Origin of the sequence: Saccharomonospora xinjiangensis XJ-54 (assembly GCF_000258175.1) — a bacterium.
Lineage (GTDB): Bacteria > Actinomycetota > Actinomycetes > Mycobacteriales > Pseudonocardiaceae > Saccharomonospora > Saccharomonospora xinjiangensis.
This window is the reverse complement of record NZ_JH636049.1, coordinates 1,472,939-1,490,233: the sequence shown is the minus strand read 5'-3', so window position 1 is coordinate 1,490,233 and position 17,295 is coordinate 1,472,939. Positions and strand designations below refer to the sequence as shown.

At 70.0% G+C, this 17,295-nt stretch carries 18 protein-coding genes and 1 other RNA gene; 13 read left to right on the top strand and 6 right to left on the bottom strand.

Annotated elements, in window-relative coordinates; translation table 11 throughout:
* Window positions 1-8 precede the first annotated feature (8 nt).
* The gene (nudC, locus tag SACXIDRAFT_RS06270; protein ID WP_050986999.1) at window positions 9-1,040 is read left to right on the top strand and encodes an NAD(+) diphosphatase; all 1,032 of its coding nucleotides are present in this window, start codon (window positions 9-11) and stop codon (window positions 1,038-1,040) included.
* Between the two features lie 58 nt (window positions 1,041-1,098).
* Window positions 1,099-2,049 (top strand): cobalamin biosynthesis protein CobD/CbiB, encoded by a 951-nt coding sequence (locus tag SACXIDRAFT_RS06265; protein ID WP_006237668.1) that lies wholly within the window; start codon window positions 1,099-1,101, stop codon window positions 2,047-2,049.
* Between the two features lie 159 nt (window positions 2,050-2,208).
* Here SACXIDRAFT_RS06265 and SACXIDRAFT_RS06260 read toward each other — a convergent pair whose 3' ends face one another.
* The 3 genes from SACXIDRAFT_RS06260 to SACXIDRAFT_RS06250 all read right to left on the bottom strand — a co-directional run bounded on the left by SACXIDRAFT_RS06260 (window position 2,209) and on the right by SACXIDRAFT_RS06250 (window position 4,554).
* Window positions 2,209-3,102 (bottom strand): SURF1 family cytochrome oxidase biogenesis protein, encoded by an 894-nt coding sequence (locus tag SACXIDRAFT_RS06260; protein ID WP_442852557.1) that lies wholly within the window; start codon window positions 3,100-3,102, stop codon window positions 2,209-2,211.
* 73 nt (window positions 3,103-3,175) lie between these two features.
* Complete coding sequence (locus SACXIDRAFT_RS06255) at window positions 3,176-4,057, bottom strand: fructosamine kinase family protein (protein WP_006237664.1); 882 nt, start codon at window positions 4,055-4,057, stop codon at window positions 3,176-3,178.
* On the bottom strand, window positions 4,054-4,554 hold the full coding sequence (locus SACXIDRAFT_RS06250; RefSeq protein WP_050986998.1) for a low molecular weight protein-tyrosine-phosphatase: 501 nt from the start codon (window positions 4,552-4,554) through the stop codon (window positions 4,054-4,056). Before SACXIDRAFT_RS06250 ends, SACXIDRAFT_RS06255 begins: the two co-directional genes overlap by 4 nt.
* A 277-nt stretch (window positions 4,555-4,831) precedes the next feature.
* On the opposite strand from SACXIDRAFT_RS06250, the gene SACXIDRAFT_RS06245 reads away from it, so the two are divergent.
* The 6 genes from SACXIDRAFT_RS06245 to SACXIDRAFT_RS06220 all read left to right on the top strand — a co-directional run bounded on the left by SACXIDRAFT_RS06245 (window position 4,832) and on the right by SACXIDRAFT_RS06220 (window position 8,952).
* On the top strand, window positions 4,832-6,091 hold the full coding sequence (locus tag SACXIDRAFT_RS06245) for an ATP-binding protein (protein ID WP_040922068.1): 1,260 nt from the start codon (window positions 4,832-4,834) through the stop codon (window positions 6,089-6,091).
* Window positions 6,092-6,103: 12 nt separating this feature from the next.
* Window positions 6,104-6,523: a roadblock/LC7 domain-containing protein gene (locus SACXIDRAFT_RS06240; protein WP_006237661.1), complete on the top strand. Its 420-nt coding sequence runs from the start codon at window positions 6,104-6,106 to the stop codon at window positions 6,521-6,523.
* The gene (locus SACXIDRAFT_RS06235; RefSeq protein ID WP_006237660.1) at window positions 6,520-6,882 is read left to right on the top strand and encodes a DUF742 domain-containing protein; all 363 of its coding nucleotides are present in this window, start codon (window positions 6,520-6,522) and stop codon (window positions 6,880-6,882) included. Before SACXIDRAFT_RS06240 ends, SACXIDRAFT_RS06235 begins: the two co-directional genes overlap by 4 nt.
* Window positions 6,883-6,889: 7 nt before the next feature.
* Entirely contained in the window at window positions 6,890-7,489 is a 600-nt protein-coding gene (locus SACXIDRAFT_RS06230) for a GTP-binding protein (RefSeq protein WP_006237659.1), read from the top strand.
* Window positions 7,490-7,511: 22 nt separating this feature from the next.
* Window positions 7,512-8,324, top strand: coding sequence for a Nif3-like dinuclear metal center hexameric protein (locus SACXIDRAFT_RS06225; protein ID WP_006237658.1), 813 nt, complete (start codon window positions 7,512-7,514; stop codon window positions 8,322-8,324).
* A 61-nt stretch (window positions 8,325-8,385) separates the two neighbouring features.
* Window positions 8,386-8,952, top strand: a complete 567-nt coding sequence (locus SACXIDRAFT_RS06220; protein ID WP_006237657.1) for a MarR family winged helix-turn-helix transcriptional regulator — start codon at window positions 8,386-8,388, stop codon at window positions 8,950-8,952.
* Between the two features lie 99 nt (window positions 8,953-9,051).
* Here SACXIDRAFT_RS06220 and SACXIDRAFT_RS06215 read toward each other — a convergent pair whose 3' ends face one another.
* Complete coding sequence (locus SACXIDRAFT_RS06215) at window positions 9,052-10,392, bottom strand: MFS transporter (RefSeq protein WP_006237656.1); 1,341 nt, start codon at window positions 10,390-10,392, stop codon at window positions 9,052-9,054.
* 742 nt (window positions 10,393-11,134) lie between these two features.
* Complete coding sequence (locus SACXIDRAFT_RS06210; protein WP_006237655.1) at window positions 11,135-11,803, bottom strand: IclR family transcriptional regulator; 669 nt, start codon at window positions 11,801-11,803, stop codon at window positions 11,135-11,137.
* A gap of 180 nt (window positions 11,804-11,983) precedes the next feature.
* On the opposite strand from SACXIDRAFT_RS06210, the gene SACXIDRAFT_RS06205 reads away from it, so the two are divergent.
* The 3 genes from SACXIDRAFT_RS06205 to rnpB all read left to right on the top strand — a co-directional run bounded on the left by SACXIDRAFT_RS06205 (window position 11,984) and on the right by rnpB (window position 14,286).
* Complete coding sequence (locus SACXIDRAFT_RS06205) at window positions 11,984-12,721, top strand: zinc ribbon domain-containing protein (protein ID WP_006237654.1); 738 nt, start codon at window positions 11,984-11,986, stop codon at window positions 12,719-12,721.
* The gene (locus SACXIDRAFT_RS06200; protein ID WP_006237653.1) at window positions 12,718-13,866 is read left to right on the top strand and encodes a bifunctional RNase H/acid phosphatase; all 1,149 of its coding nucleotides are present in this window, start codon (window positions 12,718-12,720) and stop codon (window positions 13,864-13,866) included. The genes SACXIDRAFT_RS06205 and SACXIDRAFT_RS06200 overlap by 4 nt, the downstream gene beginning before the upstream one ends.
* A gap of 26 nt (window positions 13,867-13,892) precedes the next feature.
* Window positions 13,893-14,286, top strand: an RNA gene (gene rnpB / locus SACXIDRAFT_RS21910) — RNase P RNA component class A.
* A 57-nt stretch (window positions 14,287-14,343) separates the two neighbouring features.
* Here rnpB and SACXIDRAFT_RS06195 read toward each other — a convergent pair.
* Window positions 14,344-15,060 (bottom strand): methyltransferase, encoded by a 717-nt coding sequence (locus SACXIDRAFT_RS06195; RefSeq protein ID WP_050986997.1) that lies wholly within the window; start codon window positions 15,058-15,060, stop codon window positions 14,344-14,346.
* Window positions 15,061-15,211: 151 nt separating this feature from the next.
* On the opposite strand from SACXIDRAFT_RS06195, the gene SACXIDRAFT_RS21750 reads away from it, so the two are divergent.
* Complete coding sequence (locus SACXIDRAFT_RS21750; protein ID WP_006237651.1) at window positions 15,212-16,327, top strand: pentapeptide repeat-containing protein; 1,116 nt, start codon at window positions 15,212-15,214, stop codon at window positions 16,325-16,327.
* Window positions 16,328-16,425: 98 nt separating this feature from the next.
* Window positions 16,426-17,289 (top strand): SCO6745 family protein, encoded by an 864-nt coding sequence (locus SACXIDRAFT_RS06185; RefSeq protein ID WP_006237650.1) that lies wholly within the window; start codon window positions 16,426-16,428, stop codon window positions 17,287-17,289.
* Window positions 17,290-17,295 lie beyond the last annotated feature (6 nt).

Below are 17,295 nucleotides of genomic sequence, written 5' to 3'. Positions count from 1 at the left end.
CGATCTCGATGACCCCTGCGCACTCCGGCGCCTCGGCGAACGACGCCGTTCCGTTCCGGCTGTCGTCGCCACCCGCGTTGTCACGATCGACAGCCGACCGGCAGGAGGCGCTGCGCACCGACCCGGAACGGATGCGGGCAGGCTGGTCGTCGGCGCGGGTCGTGAGGGTGGACAGCCACGGCCGCTCCCCGGTGCCCCACGAGCTGATCACGAGTGCCGACCCGCGCGATGTGCCGCTGTCCACGACACCGGCGCCCGACGTCGCACCGGAGTTGCCCGACGGGGCCGTCTTCCTCGGGCAGTGGCAGGAGACCGACTACTGGGCCGTGCTCGCGGACCCTGGTGCCGATGCCGGCAGCCTTCCGCTCGACCTGGGCTGGGGTCTGCCGACAGAGGTTCCCGTCGCACGTGGCGAGGTGTGGGTGGACCTGCGGACACACGGCATGGTGCTCGGCGACACGGCCGCGGGGCTGCTCACCACGGCGGTGGCGCTGCGTAACTGGCATCGCCGTGCCCGGCACTGCGCCCTCTGCGGTGGGCCGACCGGCCTTCGGCAGTACGGCTGGGCCAGCGTGTGCGAGGAATGCGGGCGCGAGGAGTACCCGAGGACGGACCCCGCCGTGATCTGCCTCGTGCATGACGACATCGGTGTCAACGGCGAGAACGTGCTGCTGGCCCGGAGTCCGGTGTGGCCCGCGAAGCGTTACTCGGTGCTCGCTGGTTTCGTCGAGGCAGGCGAGTCGCTGGAGCTGTGCGTCGAGCGGGAGATCAGGGAGGAGGTCGGGGTGGCGGTCCGTGACATCCGCTATCTCGGAAGCCAGCCGTGGCCGTTCCCTCGCTCGATCATGATCGGGTTCGCTGCTCGTGCCGATGTCGCGGCTCGGGTGACCCCGGCCGAGGGTGAGATCGAGGACGCCATGTGGGTGTCTCGCGAACGGGTGCGTGCCGCTCTCACCCGGAACGACCCCGATCTCAGGCTCGCTGGGGGGACTTCTATCGCACACGTCATGTTGCGCGCGTGGGCGGAGGCAGGGAACTGAGCGGGAAGCGAGGCGATAGTCTCGCGGCACTCGGACAGACACGGGGGTAGGGGTCTTAGTGAGCGCGGCGCGGGCTGTGGGACTGCTGCTGGGCGTCATGGCCGACGCGATGGTCGGCGAGTCGGTGCGAGGGCGGGCTGACGCCACGATCGAGAAGGTCGCACGGGGAGTGCGTGGACGGCTGCCGTCGGACGGTCAGCTCGCCGGTGCGGTGCACGTCGGCGTGGTGGCAGGCGCGGCTGTGCTGGCGGGAACCGCCCTCGAACGCGTTGCCCGAGGCCGCCCGTTGCTGAGCGCTGTCACCACCGCCGCGGGCACCTGGGCGGTGCTCGGGGGAGCCCGCCTCGCCACCGACGGCACGGCGCTGGCCCGGCAGTTGGAGACGGGCGACGGCAACGCCACCCGCCAGACCCTGGCGCTCTGGGATTCACGCCGCTCGCAGGATCTCGACACGGTGGGGCTGGCGCGGGCCTCGGTGGAGGCCGTCGCGCACAACACGTCCCACACGGTGGTCGCGCCCCTGCTGTGGGGCGCGCTCGCGGGGATGCCCGGTCTGCTCGCGTCGCGCGCTGCAGGCGTGGTCGGCAGGGTGGCCACCGAAGGCGGGGGAAGTCGGCGGTTCGGACTTCCCGCCGCATGCCTCGACACGGCGATGAATCTGCTGCCCACCCGCGTGACGGCCGCGTTGACCGTGGCAGGAGCCCCGGTCGTCGGCGGGTCGGCCGGTGGCGCGTGGCGGGCCTTGCGGAGGGACACGGTGCTGCACCCCGACCCGAACTCGGGCCGGGTCGTCGCCGCCTACGCAGGCGCGCTGGAGATCCGGCTCGGCGGGCGCACGGTGTACCCGGACGGGGTCCGGGAGCTGCCCGTGCTCGGCGAGGGGCGCAATCCCGACGCGGGCCACGTCACCAGGGCGGTCGAGCTGTCCCGCGTGGTGGGCTGGCTCGCCGGTGCCACCTCGGCCGCCGCCGCCCTGCTGCCGGCCGTGCGTCGCGGGCGCCGGGGCTGAAGCGGGCGGCACCCCGGTCGGTGCCGGTCTTCCGCTCGCGCGATCAAAGCCGCAGGGGGTCACCGCCCGGTGCTCGTGTTACGCCGATCAGATGCGCGGGCGCGGAGTGCAGGCACCATGGCCAGCACTGCCCCCACGGGCTCGTGCGCTTCCTCCGGGTTAGCGCCGCGAGACGTCGGTGCCGGAGTGTCCACCGGTGCCGACAGTGCTCTCCGGATCCCGCTCGTCGTCCTTGTCACTGGTTCCGTTCTCGTCCTCGGCCAGCAGTTCGGCCACCGACTTGCGACGAGCGCCACCCTGGCCGTCCCCGGACAGCGCCCCTCCTGGCTTCAGCTCCCTGACGGTGAAGTAGCCCCACCCGAGGATCACCATCGTGCCGAACGCGATCCACTGGAGCGCGTAGGAGAAGTAGGGGCCCGCTTCGAGCACGGGCAGCGGCAGTGCACCGAGAACTCCCGGCTGCCCCTCGGTGAGCTGCACGTAGCCCGCCGAGATGTCGAGGCCGGTCGCGTCGGCGACGGTGCGGGAATTGACGGCGTAGGCGTGCAGCCTGCCCTGGGTGGAGGCGTCGGCGAACGCGGCCCGGCCCTGCGGGTCGATCTCGTCGCCGCGAATCCTGGCCTCGACGACGACCGTGCCGCCGGGTGGCGCGGCAAACGGCGGCACATCACCGTCCACGGGCCGAACGTAGCCCCGATCGACCAGAACCACCCTTCCCGAGGACGTCAGCAGTGGCGTCAGCACCTCGAAAGCCGGTTCGCCCTGCACGGTCCTCAGCCTGGCGATGACCTCGTGCTCGGGCAGGTAGGTGCCCTCGACCAGCACCCTGCGCCACTCGGTTCCCCGCCCCGGCCGCTGCCCTTCCGGCAGTACCTCGTCCAGCGGGCGTGGCTGTTGCCCGAACGACGTCGAGACGGCGTCGTTCTGCGCCTGGCGCTCGGCGTGACGGTCGAACTGCCACGGCGCGAGCACCGTGTAGCAGGTCACGGCGAACCCGAACACGACGAGCGTGAGCGCCAGCCAACCCGGCTGGAGCAGCAATTTCCAGCGCACGTCCACCACGGTATGCGGACCGGCGGACCGCTGTTCCGACAGGGGTACGCGGGTAGGGCGAGGGCGACCCTCGCTAACCGGGTGCCCGCAACGCCGCGTGGGCGGCGCTGCGCGCCTTGCTCGCGTAACCGCCGCCGAACAGGACGGTGTGCACGAGGAGCGGGAAGAGCTGGTGCAGGGGCACCCTCTGTTCGTCGCAGGGGGCGAGGGGACGGCCGAGGTCCTCGGCGGCCTCCCGGTACGCGCCGAGCACGTGGTCGAGCAGCGGCGTCCCGAAGAGGCGGAGCATGGCGAGGTCGGTCTCCCGATGTCCACCGTGCGCGGCGGGATCGAGCAGCCACACGCGGTCGTCCGCACCCCAGTGGACATTGCCGCTCCAGGCGTCGCCGTGCAGCCGGGACGGCGGTTCGCCCGCTCCGGCCAGTGCGGGAAGCCTGCCGCACACCTCATCGAACACGGCGGCCTCACCGGCTGAGAACAGCCCACGATCCACTGCCTGGCGCACGTACGGCTCCACCCGGCAGCGGGCGTAGAAGGAGGGCCAGTCGTCGTGTGGTTCGTTGCGCATGCGGGCGTGCCCGATCCAGGCGTCGGTGCGGCCCCCGGGCGGGGCGGAGCCGAATGCGGGGGCCTGCCGCAGGTGCAGGGCCGCCAGCCCGCGCCCGAATGTCTCCGCAGCCTCCACGGTGGGCCGTCCCCGCGGAATGTAGTCGATCACCAGCCAGTCGTCGTCGGCGCCGTGGACCTCGGGGATCGGCACATCACCGTGCTCTGCCAGCCACCGCAGTCCCGAGGCCTCCGCCACAGCAGCGCCGGGGCCCGGCCCGTGCTTGACGACGACCTCGCGGCCGTCCCGCAGGGTGACCACGGTGGCCTCTCCTGAGAGCGGCCGCTCGTGAGCGGCCCGCACCCCGGTGTGCCGCTGCGCGGCCCGCAGGACCTCGTGGTCGCTCACCGGTCACGCACCCAGCCGAGCAGCCCGTCCACCGCCCTCTCGATCATGGCGAGGACCTCGGCGAAGCCGTCGTCGCCCCCGTAGTACGGGTCGGGTACCTCGGCGCCGTCGGGCGCGGTGGGATCGAAGCTGCGCAGCAGGCGCAGCCTGGCCGGGTCGCCGACGAGGGGCCGCAGGTGGTTCAGGTGTCCCTGGTCGGCGGCGAGCAGCAGGTCGGCGGTCAGGTGGCCGGGACCGATCTGGGCAGCGACATGCCGCACGGGGTAGCCGCCAGCCCTCAGGATGGCCCTGGCCCGGGGATCGGCCGGTTCACCGACGTGCCAGTCGCCGATGCCTGCGCTGCGGACGATCACAGTCTCGGAGAGCCCGTGCTCGGTGAGGCGGTGGCGGAACACGATCTCGGCCATCGGTGAGCGGCAGATGTTGCCGGTGCACACGAAGACGATGCTGGTCGGCGAGTTCGCTCCTTGGCGGGAGTGGCGGGTGCGGTCGGCCATACACCCAGTGTCCCCCGCGCCATGGGAGGCGGTGCCGGTGGGGAAAGGCGCTTCGGCAATCGGTTCGGGGGAAATCGGGTCCCTGCGCGAGTCGGTCCGGTGGCAGGTGCGGAACGGCTCGACTAAGCTGCCGGTCTCGTCGGCATTCGGGAAATCGGAACTTCCGCTGCCGGCTTCGTTCAGAGAATGTCAAGCACACCTAGCACACTGGGGGGCTCCCATTTCCCCGTCGCATGCACTCCGTGCGCTCACACCGGATTCGCCGAACGGCAGGGCCTTGCTCGCGCTGGCCGCATCGGTCGTCATCACGGGCTGTCTCTGGGTGTGGGCCTGCGCCGAAACGCCCTCGTCACAACGGCTTCCGATCCTCCTCGTGGGTGGTGTCGCGCTGGCGTTGCTGTGCGCGGCGACGTTCGTGGCGGCCGTGCACTGCGCGGAACTACAGGATGTGCAGCAGCGCGCCGAAAAGCGGGAAACCGAACTCACCCTACTGGCTGACGAAACCCTTCCACTCGCCGCACGCCGATTACGAGAAGGCGCGTCGATCGACACCGTAAAGGCTGAATTGTCGAATCATTCGAATGAATTCTACGAGCGTATCGTGCACGTCTTCACGAAAGAGCTGGACGTGAGCGAGCGGCAGCGGGAAGCTGCCATGGCCGCGTGCGCCAATGCGGCGGGCCGGGTGCAGGCCATCGCCATCGGCATGCTGGCCGATCTCCGCGAGATGGAGTACCGGCACGACGAGGACGTGCTGGGCGACCTGCTCAAACTCGATCACTGCACGTCCCAGGCAGGCAGGCTGGCCGACAGTATCGCGGTGCTCACCGGTGCCAGGACGGGACGGCGGTGGACGAGGCCGATCATCATGGAGAGCATCCTGCGCGGTGCTATGGGAAGGATCAGCGCCTACCAGCGAGTCCGGCTGCATTCCGCCTGCACGGCCGCCGTCGTCGGCTACGCGGCTGAGGATGTGATGCACGTGCTGGCCGAGCTGATGGACAACGCCACGAAGTTCTCCAAGCCGTCTGAGGACGTGCACGTGTACGTCGAACAGCTCTCGTCGGGCGTTGTCGTGATCGTGGAGGACGCCGGGATCGGCATGAAGCCGCACGCCCTCGAACGCGCCGAGTTGGCCGTGTCCACCACGGAGCCCCTCGATCTCGCCGCGCTCTCGGGAACCCGGCTCGGCCTCGCGGTCGTCGGGCGGCTCGCGCGCAAGCACCAGTTGCGGGTCCGGTTCCGCCGGTCTCCGCGCGGCGGGGTCAGCGTGGTGCTGCGCATCCCGGCGACCCTGATCACAAAGCCGTGCCCCGAGGACGAGCCGACGGTGCGTCGCCGTCCCGTCGCCGACGCCCAGTCGGCATCCCAGGCGGCCCGCCTGCCCAAGCGCCGCCGTGGGCAGACGCTCGTCACGTCGCCGCCTCCGAGGGCGAGGCAGCGGGTGGAGGTCAAGCCGCGTGCCGATGCGGGCGCCCGGTTCAGTGCCTTCCGCAGCGCCGTGCGACCGAACACCCCACCGACCACAGCCGACTGAGGGAACTCGACCATGAGCACCACAGATCAGAGTCTCGAATGGTTCCTGCAGAGCCTGCTGGAGCAGACCCCGGGAGCACGCCACGCACTGGTGCTCTCGCGCGATGGGTTGAAGCTCTGCCACACACGCAATCTCGGGATCGACAAGGCTGACCAGCTCGCCGCGATCGCGGCCGGGGTGCAGGCGCTGGCGCAGAGTGCTTCCGCCGAGTTCGGCGACGGCTCGGGAGGTGTGCGGCAGTCCATGACCGAGTTCCACGGCGGTCTGCTCTTCGTGGTGGAGGCAGGGGAGGGCGCCCACCTCGCTGTGGTGGCGAGGGAGAACGCGGACGTCGGGCTCGTGGGGCACAAGATGAACGAGCTGGTGGAGCAGATCGGGGCGTTCCTCACCGCTCCGCCCCGGCACCGCAGGCGCAGCGGTCAGCCGGCATGACCACCGGCATCGACACCGCCCACGACCGGCCCGACCGGCTCTACACGATCACCAGCGGGCGGAGCAGGGGAGAGGCGGCCGGCATGGACCTCGTCACGCTGGTCGTGAGCGAGCGCGAGCCGGAGCCCGGCATGCAGTCCGAGTACACCCGCATCCTGTCGCTGTGTGCCGATCCCACGGCCGTGGTCGAGGTGGCGGCCGAGCTGGGCCTGCCCGTCAGCGTCGTCAAGATCCTCGTCGCCGACCTCGTGGCAACGGGCGCGGTCACGGTCCGCCACCCCTCCGCGCCGCGTGCCGCCGATCAGCTTCCCGATCCCGCGTTCCTGGAGAAGGTCCTTGTCGGACTTCGCAACCTCTGAGCGAGCCGTGTTCGGCACGCGCTCCACCCGCACACCTCTGCGCAGCACGGTGAAGGACGGCACGAAGATCGTCATCGTCGGCGGTTTCGGTGCGGGGAAGACCACTCTGGTGCGCTCGGTCAGCGAGATAAGGCCGCTGTCCACAGAGGAGACTATGACCGAGGCAGGTAGGGGCGTTGACAGCACCGCGGGGGTGGCGGGGAAGCTGCGCACGACGGTGGCGTTCGACTTCGGCCGGGTCTCGCTGACCGACGAGCTGGTGCTGTACCTGTTCGGCGCGCCGGGGCAGCGGCGGTTCTGGTTCCTGTGGGATCGCCTCTTCGCGGGAACGCTGGGTGCCGTCGTGCTGGTGGACACGAGGCGGATCGAGGACTCCTGGTACGCCATCGACCGGCTTGAGCAGTTCGGCATGCCGTTCGTCGTGGCCCGCAACAACTTCCCCGGCACAGCACACGGTCTCGACGAGCTGCGCGAGGCACTGTCCGTCGGTGACACGGTGCCGGTGGTTGACTGCGACGCGCGTGAGCGCGATTCGGCCAAGCAGGTGCTGATCACGCTTGTTCACCACCTCTACACGATGTCGAGGGCACGCGGAGCACGGTGCTGAGCGCGTTTGGGAGGATCACGGCATGGCTTCGACAGTGTCCGATGTGATCGCCGCTCTCGACGCGGCCTACCCGCGTGACCTCGCCGAGTCGTGGGACGCCGTTGGCCTGGTGTGCGGAGACCCCGCCGACGGGGTCGAGCGGGTGCTGGTGTGCGTCGATCCGGTGACGGCCACGGTGGACGAGGCACTGGAGTGGGGTGCCCAGCTCGTGGTGGCACACCATCCGCTGTTGCTGCGCGGCGTCCACGGCGTGGGCACCGACACGGCCAAGGGCAGGCTCGTGCATCGCCTCGTGCGGGCACACGCTGCCCTGTTCTGCGCCCACACCAACGCCGATTCCGCGGTGCCGGGAGTCTCGGACGCGCTCGCCGAGCGCATCGGGGTGCGGGTGCTCCGGCCACTCGCGCCGCACGCCGAGGGACCGGGTTTGACGGGTATCGGGAGGATCGGGGAATTGCCCGAGGCGGTGCCGTTCGCGGAGTTCGTGCGTCGCGTCGGCGCGGCGCTGCCCGCGACGCGGCCGGGCGTGCTCGGCGCGGGAGATCCGGATCGGCTCGTGCGGACGGTGGCGGTGTCCGGCGGTGCGGGGGACAGCTATCTCGCCGAGGCCACGGCGGCGGGCGTGGACGTCTACGTCACGGCCGACCTGCGTCACCACCCCGCCGGTGAACATCTCGAACGGGGTGGTCCCGCCCTCGTCGGCCTCACCCACTGGGCCAGCGAGTGGCCGTGGTGCGAGCAGGCCGCTGAGGTGATCAGGCAGGTCGGCGACATCGAGGTGCGGGTGTCAACGCGGTGTACCGACCCGTGGACCCTCCGCGCCGGGCAGCCGTGAACACCCGTATCCGGCGTCGATCGTGGGTTCCGTTCGGACCGGGAATCTCTACAGTGTGGGCATGACCGACGACGACCGGGACCGCGAAGCCGGCGAGCAGCCGCAGTCCGCGCACGACCTCGATTTCTGGTCGTTCGTCGAACTCGCCAACCAGCGCCTCGCGGGCGAGTACGGCTTCCGCCATCAACTGGCCACCGAGGTGCTGCTGACGCTCAACCGCGCGTCCAACATCGTCACCTACGATCTCGAGGCCGCGGTGCACCGCCCGCACGGCCTGTCGTGGTCGGCGTTCCGGCTGTTGTTCGTGACGTGGCTGGCGGGGCCGCTCGAACCGAAGAGGGCGGCCGTGCTGACGGGCATGAGCAGGGCGGCCGTGTCGAACCTGGCGAAGACGCTGGTGGCCGACGGGCTGCTCGACCGGAGCCCCGACGCGCGGGACGGCCGCTCCGTGCGGCTGTCGCTGACGGAGCAGGGGCACAAGGAGATCGTGGAGGTCTTCCGCGCGCACAACGAGCGCGAGCACGAGTGGACGAGTGTGCTGACCGGAACCGAGCAGCGCATCCTGATCATGCTGCTCAACAAGCTGATCACGAACCGGCATCAGTTCGACGTCAGGGGCCGCAACTGACCGGGAGGGCCGTTTCCCTCCTCCCACCTCACACGTCGAGGGCCGCCTCCCCGCACGGGAAGGCGGCCCTCGACGTCTCTCGGGTCGCGGTCGTGACAGCTACTTCACCGCGTTCAGATCGACGCCCTTCGTCTCCTTGCTCGTGGCCACGGCCACGAACGTGATCGCCATCGTCACCGCGAGGTAGCCGATCACCATGCCGACACCGAAGTTCTCGATGAGCCACACGGCGATGAACGGCGCGGGAGCGCCCGCGATGATCGACGAGCCCTGGAACACCAGCGAGGCACCCGCGTAGCGGTAACGCGTCGGGAAGAGTTCGGTGATCCACGCGGCTTCCGGACCGGCGAGCATGCCGTGGAAGAACGCACCGACGCACACGCCGATCCACAGCAACGGGACGCTTTCGAAGTGCACGAGCCAGAAGAAGATCGGTGCCCACGCGATCAGCACGGCCGTCGGCACGAGCATCGCCGTCTTACGCCCGACGCGGTCGGACCACGCACCTCCGCCGATCATGCCGACGAACTGGAACACCGATGCGAAGGTGACGGCGAGTACGACGTCCCCTCGGGCGAACCCGAAGAAGGAGGTCGCGTAGGCGATGACGAACGTCGTGTAGATGTAGAACGCGATGTTCTCGCCCAATCGCATGCCCAGGCCATGCAGCACCTGCCGTGGGCGGGACAGCGCGAGCAGGATGCTCGACTTCTTCTTCTCCTGCGTCTGCGGCGCGATGTGCGACTGAGCCTCGCGGAACACCGGAGACTCCTCCACACCCTTGCGGATCCAGAAGCCGATGATCAGCAGCGGGAGCGCGAACAGGAACGCCACTCGCCAGCCCCACGACTCGAACGCCGCGTCGCTTGTGGTCAGAGCCAGCACGGTGATCATCGCGGTGGCCAGCACCGTGCCTGCCGGAGCTCCGGCCTGTGGCCATGCGGCCCAGAACCCGCGCCGCTTCGGTTCGCCGTACTCGCTCACGAGGAGCACCGCGCCGCCGAACTCGCCGCCGAGAGCGAAGCCCTGCACCAGTCGCAGTGCCACGAGCAGGACCGTCGCGGTGATGCCGACGTCGTGGTAGGTCGGGAGGACACCGATGGCGGCGGTGGCCGTTCCCAGCAGCAGGAAGGTCACGACCAGCATGGGCTTGCGGCCGAAGCGGTCGCCGAGGTGGCCGAACACGATGCCGCCCAACGGCCTCGCCACGAACCCGAGGCCCTGTGTGGCGAGTGCGAGCAGCAACTTGGTGATGCCGTCCTCACCGGGGAAGAACAGCGGGCCGAGCACGGTGGCGGCGAGCACGCCGTAGATCGCGAAGTCGTACCACTCCAGGATGGCGCCTGCCATGCTGCCGGTGAGCACCCGCCGGAAGCCGGAGGGCGCGGTGGGTCGGTCCTTTCCCGCGCCCTCGGACACCGCGTCAACGGGTGATGCCATGGGAGTTCCTTTCGATGCCGGGCCCGGGAAGCCACGTCGGGGCCCCGGGGTGGGTCGGGCAACGGCGTGCCATTACGGCGACGGGATCGGTCGCGTCACCGAAGGCTCGCGGTTGGCGGGTCGTGGTCGTGTGGTCGGGGTGAGCGGGGTCGCGGCGGGGGCCTCGTGACGGTGGCTGGCCCTCACCCTCGGGGGGCGGCGCCGTGCCGGCCCGAGCTGCGGACGAGGTGATCGTCGCGGGCGAGCCGGACGGGGAAGGGCGGGTTGGTCCGGAAAGCCAGGTGCCGGACCATGGCGCGGTCTGCGCAGGTGGCATGGTCCTGTGGCGGTTGAGGGGAGCGCGGCTGCCTGCGGGAAGGCGAGCACGGAGGTCGAGAGGTGCTGGTGTGCCCGGTCGGTGTGGGGGAGCGGGCAGCGCAGCGCGGTCCCGGCGCTCGATCTCGCGTTCAGCGGACCCATGTCACCCCTCTATACGCCTCTGTACCAGGGAATTAACTGATATCGAACACTGCTGTTCGGCTATCGAGAACGAGGAGAGAGTAGGCAGCGCCACGGCGACGGTCAAGAGGTTGTTTCCGTGGTGAGATGTGCGCAGGACGTGCTTGGTACCGGGCCGAGGGGCGCGCCGGCCCGCAGATCACGACGGCGACGGGAACGATGTGCTGCTGGGTGACCCGGGTCGGCGGAGCGTGGCATCTCGGCATGGGGCAGGACCGGTCGTGGCCAGGGGGATGCGGAGCGTTCAGGTGGTGACGAGCCGGGCGAGGCGCTGCGCCGCGTCGAGGACCGCGCCCGCGGCCTTGTCGGTGTCCAAGCCCTCGATGGCGACCACGCCGACACTGCGTTCCAGTGGGTGGCCCTCGGTCCGGATGCCTGCCGACACCCCGACGGCGCCGCGTTCGAGTTCCCCCGTGGTCACGCTGTAGCCGTCCCGGCGCGCCTGCCGCACCGACTCAGGCTCGCGCGAACCCGGCGGTCGCATCGCGAGGATGGCGACGCCGGATGCCCCCAGGTTGAGCGGGTGCCTGCTGCCCACCCGGTAACCGACTCGCAGAACCGTGTCGGTCGGCTCGGCCACCATCAGCACGACGCACTCGTCGCCCTCCGCGGCTGCGATGAACGCCGTCGCGCGGGTGCGGTCGGCGAGTTCGGCGAGCACAGGGCGGGCACCGTGCAGGAATTGCGGTTCGAAGCGCGACGAGAGCACAGCGGCGCCGACTCCGAGCCGCAACCGGCCCGCGTCGGTCCGGCTCACCAGCGAATGTGCTTCCAAGGTCGCCACGATGCGGTAGCAGATGGCCCTGTGGACGCCCAGTTCGGCGGCCAGTTCCGCCACCGAGATGCCTTCGGGGCGCTGCGAGACGATGTCCAGCGCGCGAAGGCCGCGGTCGAGGGTTTGCAGGGTGCTCATCCGGTTCCTCATCAGGGGGCGTCAGGACGATGATCGCACAACGGCGTTCGGCGGCGCCGCCCCCGGCGCGTCCCCTCGGCCCTCGGTCCCCCTGTGGGAGGATCGGAAGGCGTGGGGCGGTGCGAGTCCGCCATGGAAGTCACACCGGGACGAACGCGCCAGGACGAACGGAGTACAGCAGTGAAGGCAGAACCCGCCGTGCAGCGTCAGTTGCTCGATCTGGCGAAGGTCGATGCCGAGCTGAACCGGGTCGCTCACCGCCGCCGCACCCTGCCGGAGCTGGCCGAGATCGAGGACGTGGAGAAGCGCCTGCGGGAGCGCAGGGACGCGCTGATCGCCGTGCAGACGTCGGCCTCGGACCTCGATCGCGAGGTGAGCAAGCAGGAGCGCGAGGTCGAGTCGGTGAGGGCGAGGGCCGACCGCGACCGCAAGCTCATGGAGTCGGGTTCGGTGTCCGCGAAGCAGCTTTCCGACCTGGAACACGAGCTGGAGACTCTCGCGCGCAGGCAGGCGGCGCTGGAGGACGACCAGCTCGAACTGATGGAGCGCAAGGAAGCCGTTGACGCCGACGTGCAGCGCACGGCGGCCGAGGTGGACAAGACGGAGCGAGAACTCGACGAGGTGCGGAAGCGGCGGGACGAGGCGCTCGCCGACCTCGATACCACGCGGGCGCGACGCGAAGCGGATCGCGAGGGTCTGCTGCCGAAGCTGCCGGAGAACCTGGTCGCCCTCTACGAGCGGGTGCGCGCCCACAAGGGCATCGGCGCCGCGTTGCTCAAGGCCCGCCGGTGTGGCGCCTGCCAGCTGGAACTCGACCGCAGCACCATCGCCGAGATCAAGGCCACCGCCGACGACGAGGTCGTCCAGTGCGACAACTGCGGTGCGGTCCTCGTGCGCACGCTGGAGTCGGGCCTGTGATCTCGAAGGTCGTCGTCGAGGCCGACGGGGGGTCGCGGGGCAACCCCGGCCCCGCCGGCTACGGCGCGGTGGTGCGTGACCCGGACACCGGGGACGTGCTCGCCGAACGGCAGGACGGTCTCGGCGTCGCCACGAACAACGTCGCCGAGTACACCGGGTTGATCGCGGGACTCGAAGCGGCTGCGGAACTCGGGGCGTCCACAGTGGAGGCCCGGCTCGACTCCAAGCTCGTCGTCGAGCAGATGAGCGGGCGATGGAAGATCAAGAACGCCGCGCTGCAACCGCTGGCGTTGCGGGCGAGGGAGCTGGCAGGACGCTTCGACCGCGTCACCTACACCTGGGTGCCGAGGGCGAAGAACGCCCACGCCGACCGGCTGGCGAACGAGGCGATGGATGCCCAGGCCGAGGGGCGCAAGGTGGTGCGGGCCGGGACACCGGCCGGCACTTCGGCCGAGCCGCCGAAGGAGGACCGCAGGGAACCAGCGGCGCAACGGTCTCCGCAGCGTTGGACGGGCGCGTCCGGAACACCCACCAGGCTGCTGTTGCTGCGCCACGCACAGACACCGTTGTCCATCGACCGGCGTTACTCGGGTGCGGGCGACGTGAGCCTCACCGAACTCGGACTGAGGCAGGCCGAGTCCGCTGCCAAGCGCATCGCCACAATGGACGACCTCGGCGAGCAGCCACATGTGGTGTCCTCGCCGCTCACCCGCGCCGCCCAGACGGCACAGAAGGTGGCCGATGCCCTCGGCGTCAGTGTGGAGACTCACCGCGAGCTGAGGGAGACCGACTTCGGGGAGTGGGAGGGGCTCACCTTCGACGAGGCCGCCCTGCGAGACCCCGAACTGCACCGCAGGTGGCTGCGCAACGCCTCCGTGCGGCCCCCTGGCGGAGAGAGCTTCGACGAGGTGCACCGCAGGGTGCGCAGGGCGGAAAGTGATGTGCTGGCCCGGTACGGCGGCGGCACCGTGGTGATCGTCAGCCATGTCACGCCCATCAAGTCGCTGCTGCGCAGCGCGCTCGACACCGGTCCCTCGCTGCTGTACCGGCTGCATCTCGACCTGGCGTCGCTGTCGGTGGTCGATCTCTACCCCGACGGGAACGCCTCCGTGCGGCTGGTCAACGACACCTGCCACCTGAACTGAGCGCCGGGGTAGGCTTGCCGGGTGGACGAGTTGGCAGGGCGGCCGCGACCGAGGGTTTCGCCTCAGGTCGAGGAAAGTCCGGACTCCACAGGGCAGGGTGGTTGCTAACGGCAACCCGGGGTGACCCGCGGGACAGTGCCACAGAAAACAGACCGCCCGGCCACGGCCGGGTAAGGGTGAAACGGTGGTGTAAGAGACCACCAGCGCCTCGGGTGACCGGGGCGGCTCGGTAAACCCCACCCGGAGCAAGGCCAAGAGGGAGCCGTGAGGTTCCTGCGCAGGCGTTCGAGGGCTGCCCGCCCGATGCCTGCGGGTAGGCCGCTTGAGCCTGCCGGCGACGGCAGGCCCAGATGGATGGTCGCCCATCGTCCGCCGCGAGGCGGACGTGGACAGAATCCGGCTTACATGCCAGCTCGTCCACCGCCCGGCTCACGGTCTCCCCGCATCGGAAGCGGAAACCGCGCCGGGCCTTTCACATCACTGCGGTGTCATCCGGAAGGTCAGATATTCGACCGTCCAGCCGTCCTTGGTCAGGCTTCGCCCGGCCACGACGGTGCGGTCGAAACCGGCCTCGTCGGCGAGGAAGATCAAGTGGTCGAGGTCGCCCGACGTCCCGAAGAAGATCAGCATGCGGCCGTTCTCGGTCAGGTGTTCGCGCGCCCTGCCGAAGAATCGGTTCATGGCGCCGTAGTTCTCGTCGGTGATCGCGGTCTCGAACAGGGAGCGCGGGCGGAACCACCGGAACGGCGGGTCGAACACGATCAGGTCGAACCGGCCGTCCACCTCACTGAAGACGTCGCTGTGCTGTACCTCGACGCGGTCGGCGACCCCGTTGCGTCTCGCGTTGTCCTCGGCGGCCCGCAGTGCTTTCGGATTCGTGTCCACGGCGAGGACCGACTCGGCGCGGGACGCCGCGAGGATGGCGTTCACCCCGCTCCCTGTGCCCATGTCGAGAACGCGGTCCCCCTCGCGTACCTCGGCGAGGACGGCGCGGCCGAGGAGGTCCGAAACGGGGGTGATGGGCTGGACCTCGGACGGCACGACGATGGTGTGCCCGAAATAGGACACGCTGCTCACCGGCCGATCCGGTGCGGACGACGCGCGATAGGCCCTCTCGTGCCAGCGGCGAATGCGTTCGACGCGGTCGGCAGGCATGCGTGGCCGGTGCGCCGGAGTTCCCGAGCCTTCGGTCATGCCGTCGATCATGCCCCGTGGCCCCGGTTCCCCACGACCACTGTGTTCACGGTCGGTGATCGCCGGGGAGCGTGATCCGGCATAGTGTGCTCGGGAACTCAGGTGAGCCGCATCGGCTTTGCCGCGGACCGGGGGGGAGAGACGGCAACGGATGAACGAGCCTTACCGGGCAGCGGCCGACCGGCTCGATGACGACAACGCCGTCGAACGCCTGGCCGGTCTTGCCGCCCTCCAGCGCCTCGGACAGTCGGAACCCGCGCAGCGGCCTGCGATTGTCGAGGCGTGGTGTGACTACCTGCGCCGGCCTTTCCTCGACCCTGAGGCTGAGGGCCTCGGCGAGCGGGAAAGAGCCGACCGGCGCGACGAACTCGAAGTCCGGCACCGGATTCAGTGGCTTCTGCGTGAGCACGTCCATTCCGGACCGTACCGGGGTGAACCCGCCTCGCCGCAGTACTGGGGCGACGAGCTGGAGGTGGACCTCGCCCGCGCCACTCTCCACACCCTCGACCTGAGTTTCCGTAGCATTCATCCACGCGCCACCTTCCCCGGAGCCCGGTTTCTCGGCGACACCGTGTTCACCGGTGCAGGCTTCGGCGAGTACGCCTCCTTCTTCAAGGCTGTCTTCAGCGGGGACAGTACGTCCTTCCGGGACTCCACTTTCACCGGCGAAGGCATGTCGTTCGACGGCGCCACGTTCGCCGGGGAGACCTCGTTCGAGCAGAGCTCGTTCAGTGGCGCCGCCTGGTTCAGTGGGGCGGTGTTCGGCGGGCGCACGTCGTTCGAGCAGAGCTCGTTCAGCGGTGACGCCTGGTTCACCGGCGCGGTGTTCAGCGGGCGCACCTCGTTCGCAGGAGCTGTCTTCCACAGTGACACTCTTTTCGAACACGCCACCTTCGCCGGGGACACCTCGTTTCGGACGACGTCGCTGCGCGGCGACGACGCCTGGTTCGAGGGCGTCACGTTCGCGGGGCGAACGGACTTCGGCGAGGCCTTCTTCGGCGGGATGGCCTGGTTCGAGGGGGCGATGTTCCGAGGGGAAGCCCGGTTCGACGCGGCGACGTTCGGTGACGACGACAACCGGTTCGACGACGTGGTGGCGCCATACGGTGCCTCGCATGTCTGGCCCGAAGGGTGGACGTTGGTGCGGGAGAGCGACGTGGAGGGATCGGCCGGTGGTGGTCGGGGCGTGTTTTGGGGCCGATTGACGTTGTTGGAGGACATGGCCGAGAACGGTTTCGACGAGCTCGCCGAGGACGGACCGTGGTAGCCGCCTTCCCGGCTTGACCAAGACCGCACCGACGGTCCTTCCTGGGAGCGGCGGGAGAAACCTTCCTTCGGCGGCCCGCCGAACATTAGGGTGAGCGCATGGATCGCGCCGTTGCCGCCGAAGTCGCCCCGCGCTGTCACCGGGTGCTGGAACCTTTGCATGCCGTCGTCTACTTCGCTCCCGAGGTGGAGCAGAGCTTCGCCGACGCGGGCTTGGACGACGACCGCATGGCCTACTTCGCGGGCCGCGCCGCGCCACTCGGGCCTGTCGGGGCGGGTGTGGTGAGCGCGACGTTCTACAACTTCAACCCGAGGCTTGTGGCGCGCTGCATCCCGAAGGCGTGGAGCCTCGTCGAACCCGCGGAGGTGCTCAAGCTGCGGTTCGCGGGTGCCGAGGCCGCCCTGCGCAGGCTTCTTGGTGACGCGGCAGACGCTCCGGAACTCACCGAACTCGCCGGGCTGGTGCGCGAGGCGGCGGAGGCGTGCACTCCCGAAGGTCGTCCGTTGTTCGCGGCCCACGCCGATCTCCCGTGGCCCGACGGCCCTGTGGCGACGCTGTGGCACGGCGCGAGCCTGCTGCGTGAACACCGGGGAGACGGGCACATCGGTGTCCTCGTCTCCGAGGGACTGTCCGGCATCGAGGCCCTCGTCACCCACATCGCCACGGGGAAGGGCTTCCGGCTCGACGTCGCCAAGCGGCTGCGCGGGTGGAGCGACGAGGAGTGGGCCACCGCGGAGCAGGGCTTGCGCGAACGGGAAATCCTCGACGCCGACGGCGCGCTGACGGAGCAGGGACAGGCGCTGCGTGCCCGGCTGGAGGAGCGCACCGACGAGGTGTCCTCGGCGCCGTACCGGATGATCGGTGAGGATTCGGCTCGTCGCATCGCCGAACTCGCCAAGCCGTTCACGCGGACGGTGCTGAAGGCCGGGGGTATCCCGCAGGAGCTGTTCGCCAGGGGCTGAGTGCGC

Excerpts from the sequence above, each read along its gene's own strand:
- nudC (WP_050986999.1), top strand. The coding sequence starts at position 9 with ATGACCCCTGCGCACTCCGGCGCCTCGGCGAACGACGCCGTTCCGTTC.
- SACXIDRAFT_RS06250 (WP_050986998.1), bottom strand. The coding sequence starts at position 4,554 with ATGGCCGACCGCACCCGCCACTCCCGCCAAGGAGCGAACTCGCCGACC.
- SACXIDRAFT_RS06240 (WP_006237661.1), top strand. The coding sequence starts at position 6,104 with ATGAGCACCACAGATCAGAGTCTCGAATGGTTCCTGCAGAGCCTGCTG.
- SACXIDRAFT_RS06235 (WP_006237660.1), top strand. The coding sequence starts at position 6,520 with ATGACCACCGGCATCGACACCGCCCACGACCGGCCCGACCGGCTCTAC.
- SACXIDRAFT_RS06225 (WP_006237658.1), top strand. The coding sequence starts at position 7,512 with ATGGCTTCGACAGTGTCCGATGTGATCGCCGCTCTCGACGCGGCCTAC.
- SACXIDRAFT_RS06220 (WP_006237657.1), top strand. The coding sequence starts at position 8,386 with ATGACCGACGACGACCGGGACCGCGAAGCCGGCGAGCAGCCGCAGTCC.
- SACXIDRAFT_RS06215 (WP_006237656.1), bottom strand. The coding sequence starts at position 10,392 with ATGGCATCACCCGTTGACGCGGTGTCCGAGGGCGCGGGAAAGGACCGA.
- SACXIDRAFT_RS06210 (WP_006237655.1), bottom strand. The coding sequence starts at position 11,803 with ATGAGCACCCTGCAAACCCTCGACCGCGGCCTTCGCGCGCTGGACATC.
- SACXIDRAFT_RS06195 (WP_050986997.1), bottom strand. The coding sequence starts at position 15,060 with ATGACCGAAGGCTCGGGAACTCCGGCGCACCGGCCACGCATGCCTGCC.
- SACXIDRAFT_RS21750 (WP_006237651.1), top strand. The coding sequence starts at position 15,212 with ATGAACGAGCCTTACCGGGCAGCGGCCGACCGGCTCGATGACGACAAC.
- SACXIDRAFT_RS06185 (WP_006237650.1), top strand. The coding sequence starts at position 16,426 with ATGGATCGCGCCGTTGCCGCCGAAGTCGCCCCGCGCTGTCACCGGGTG.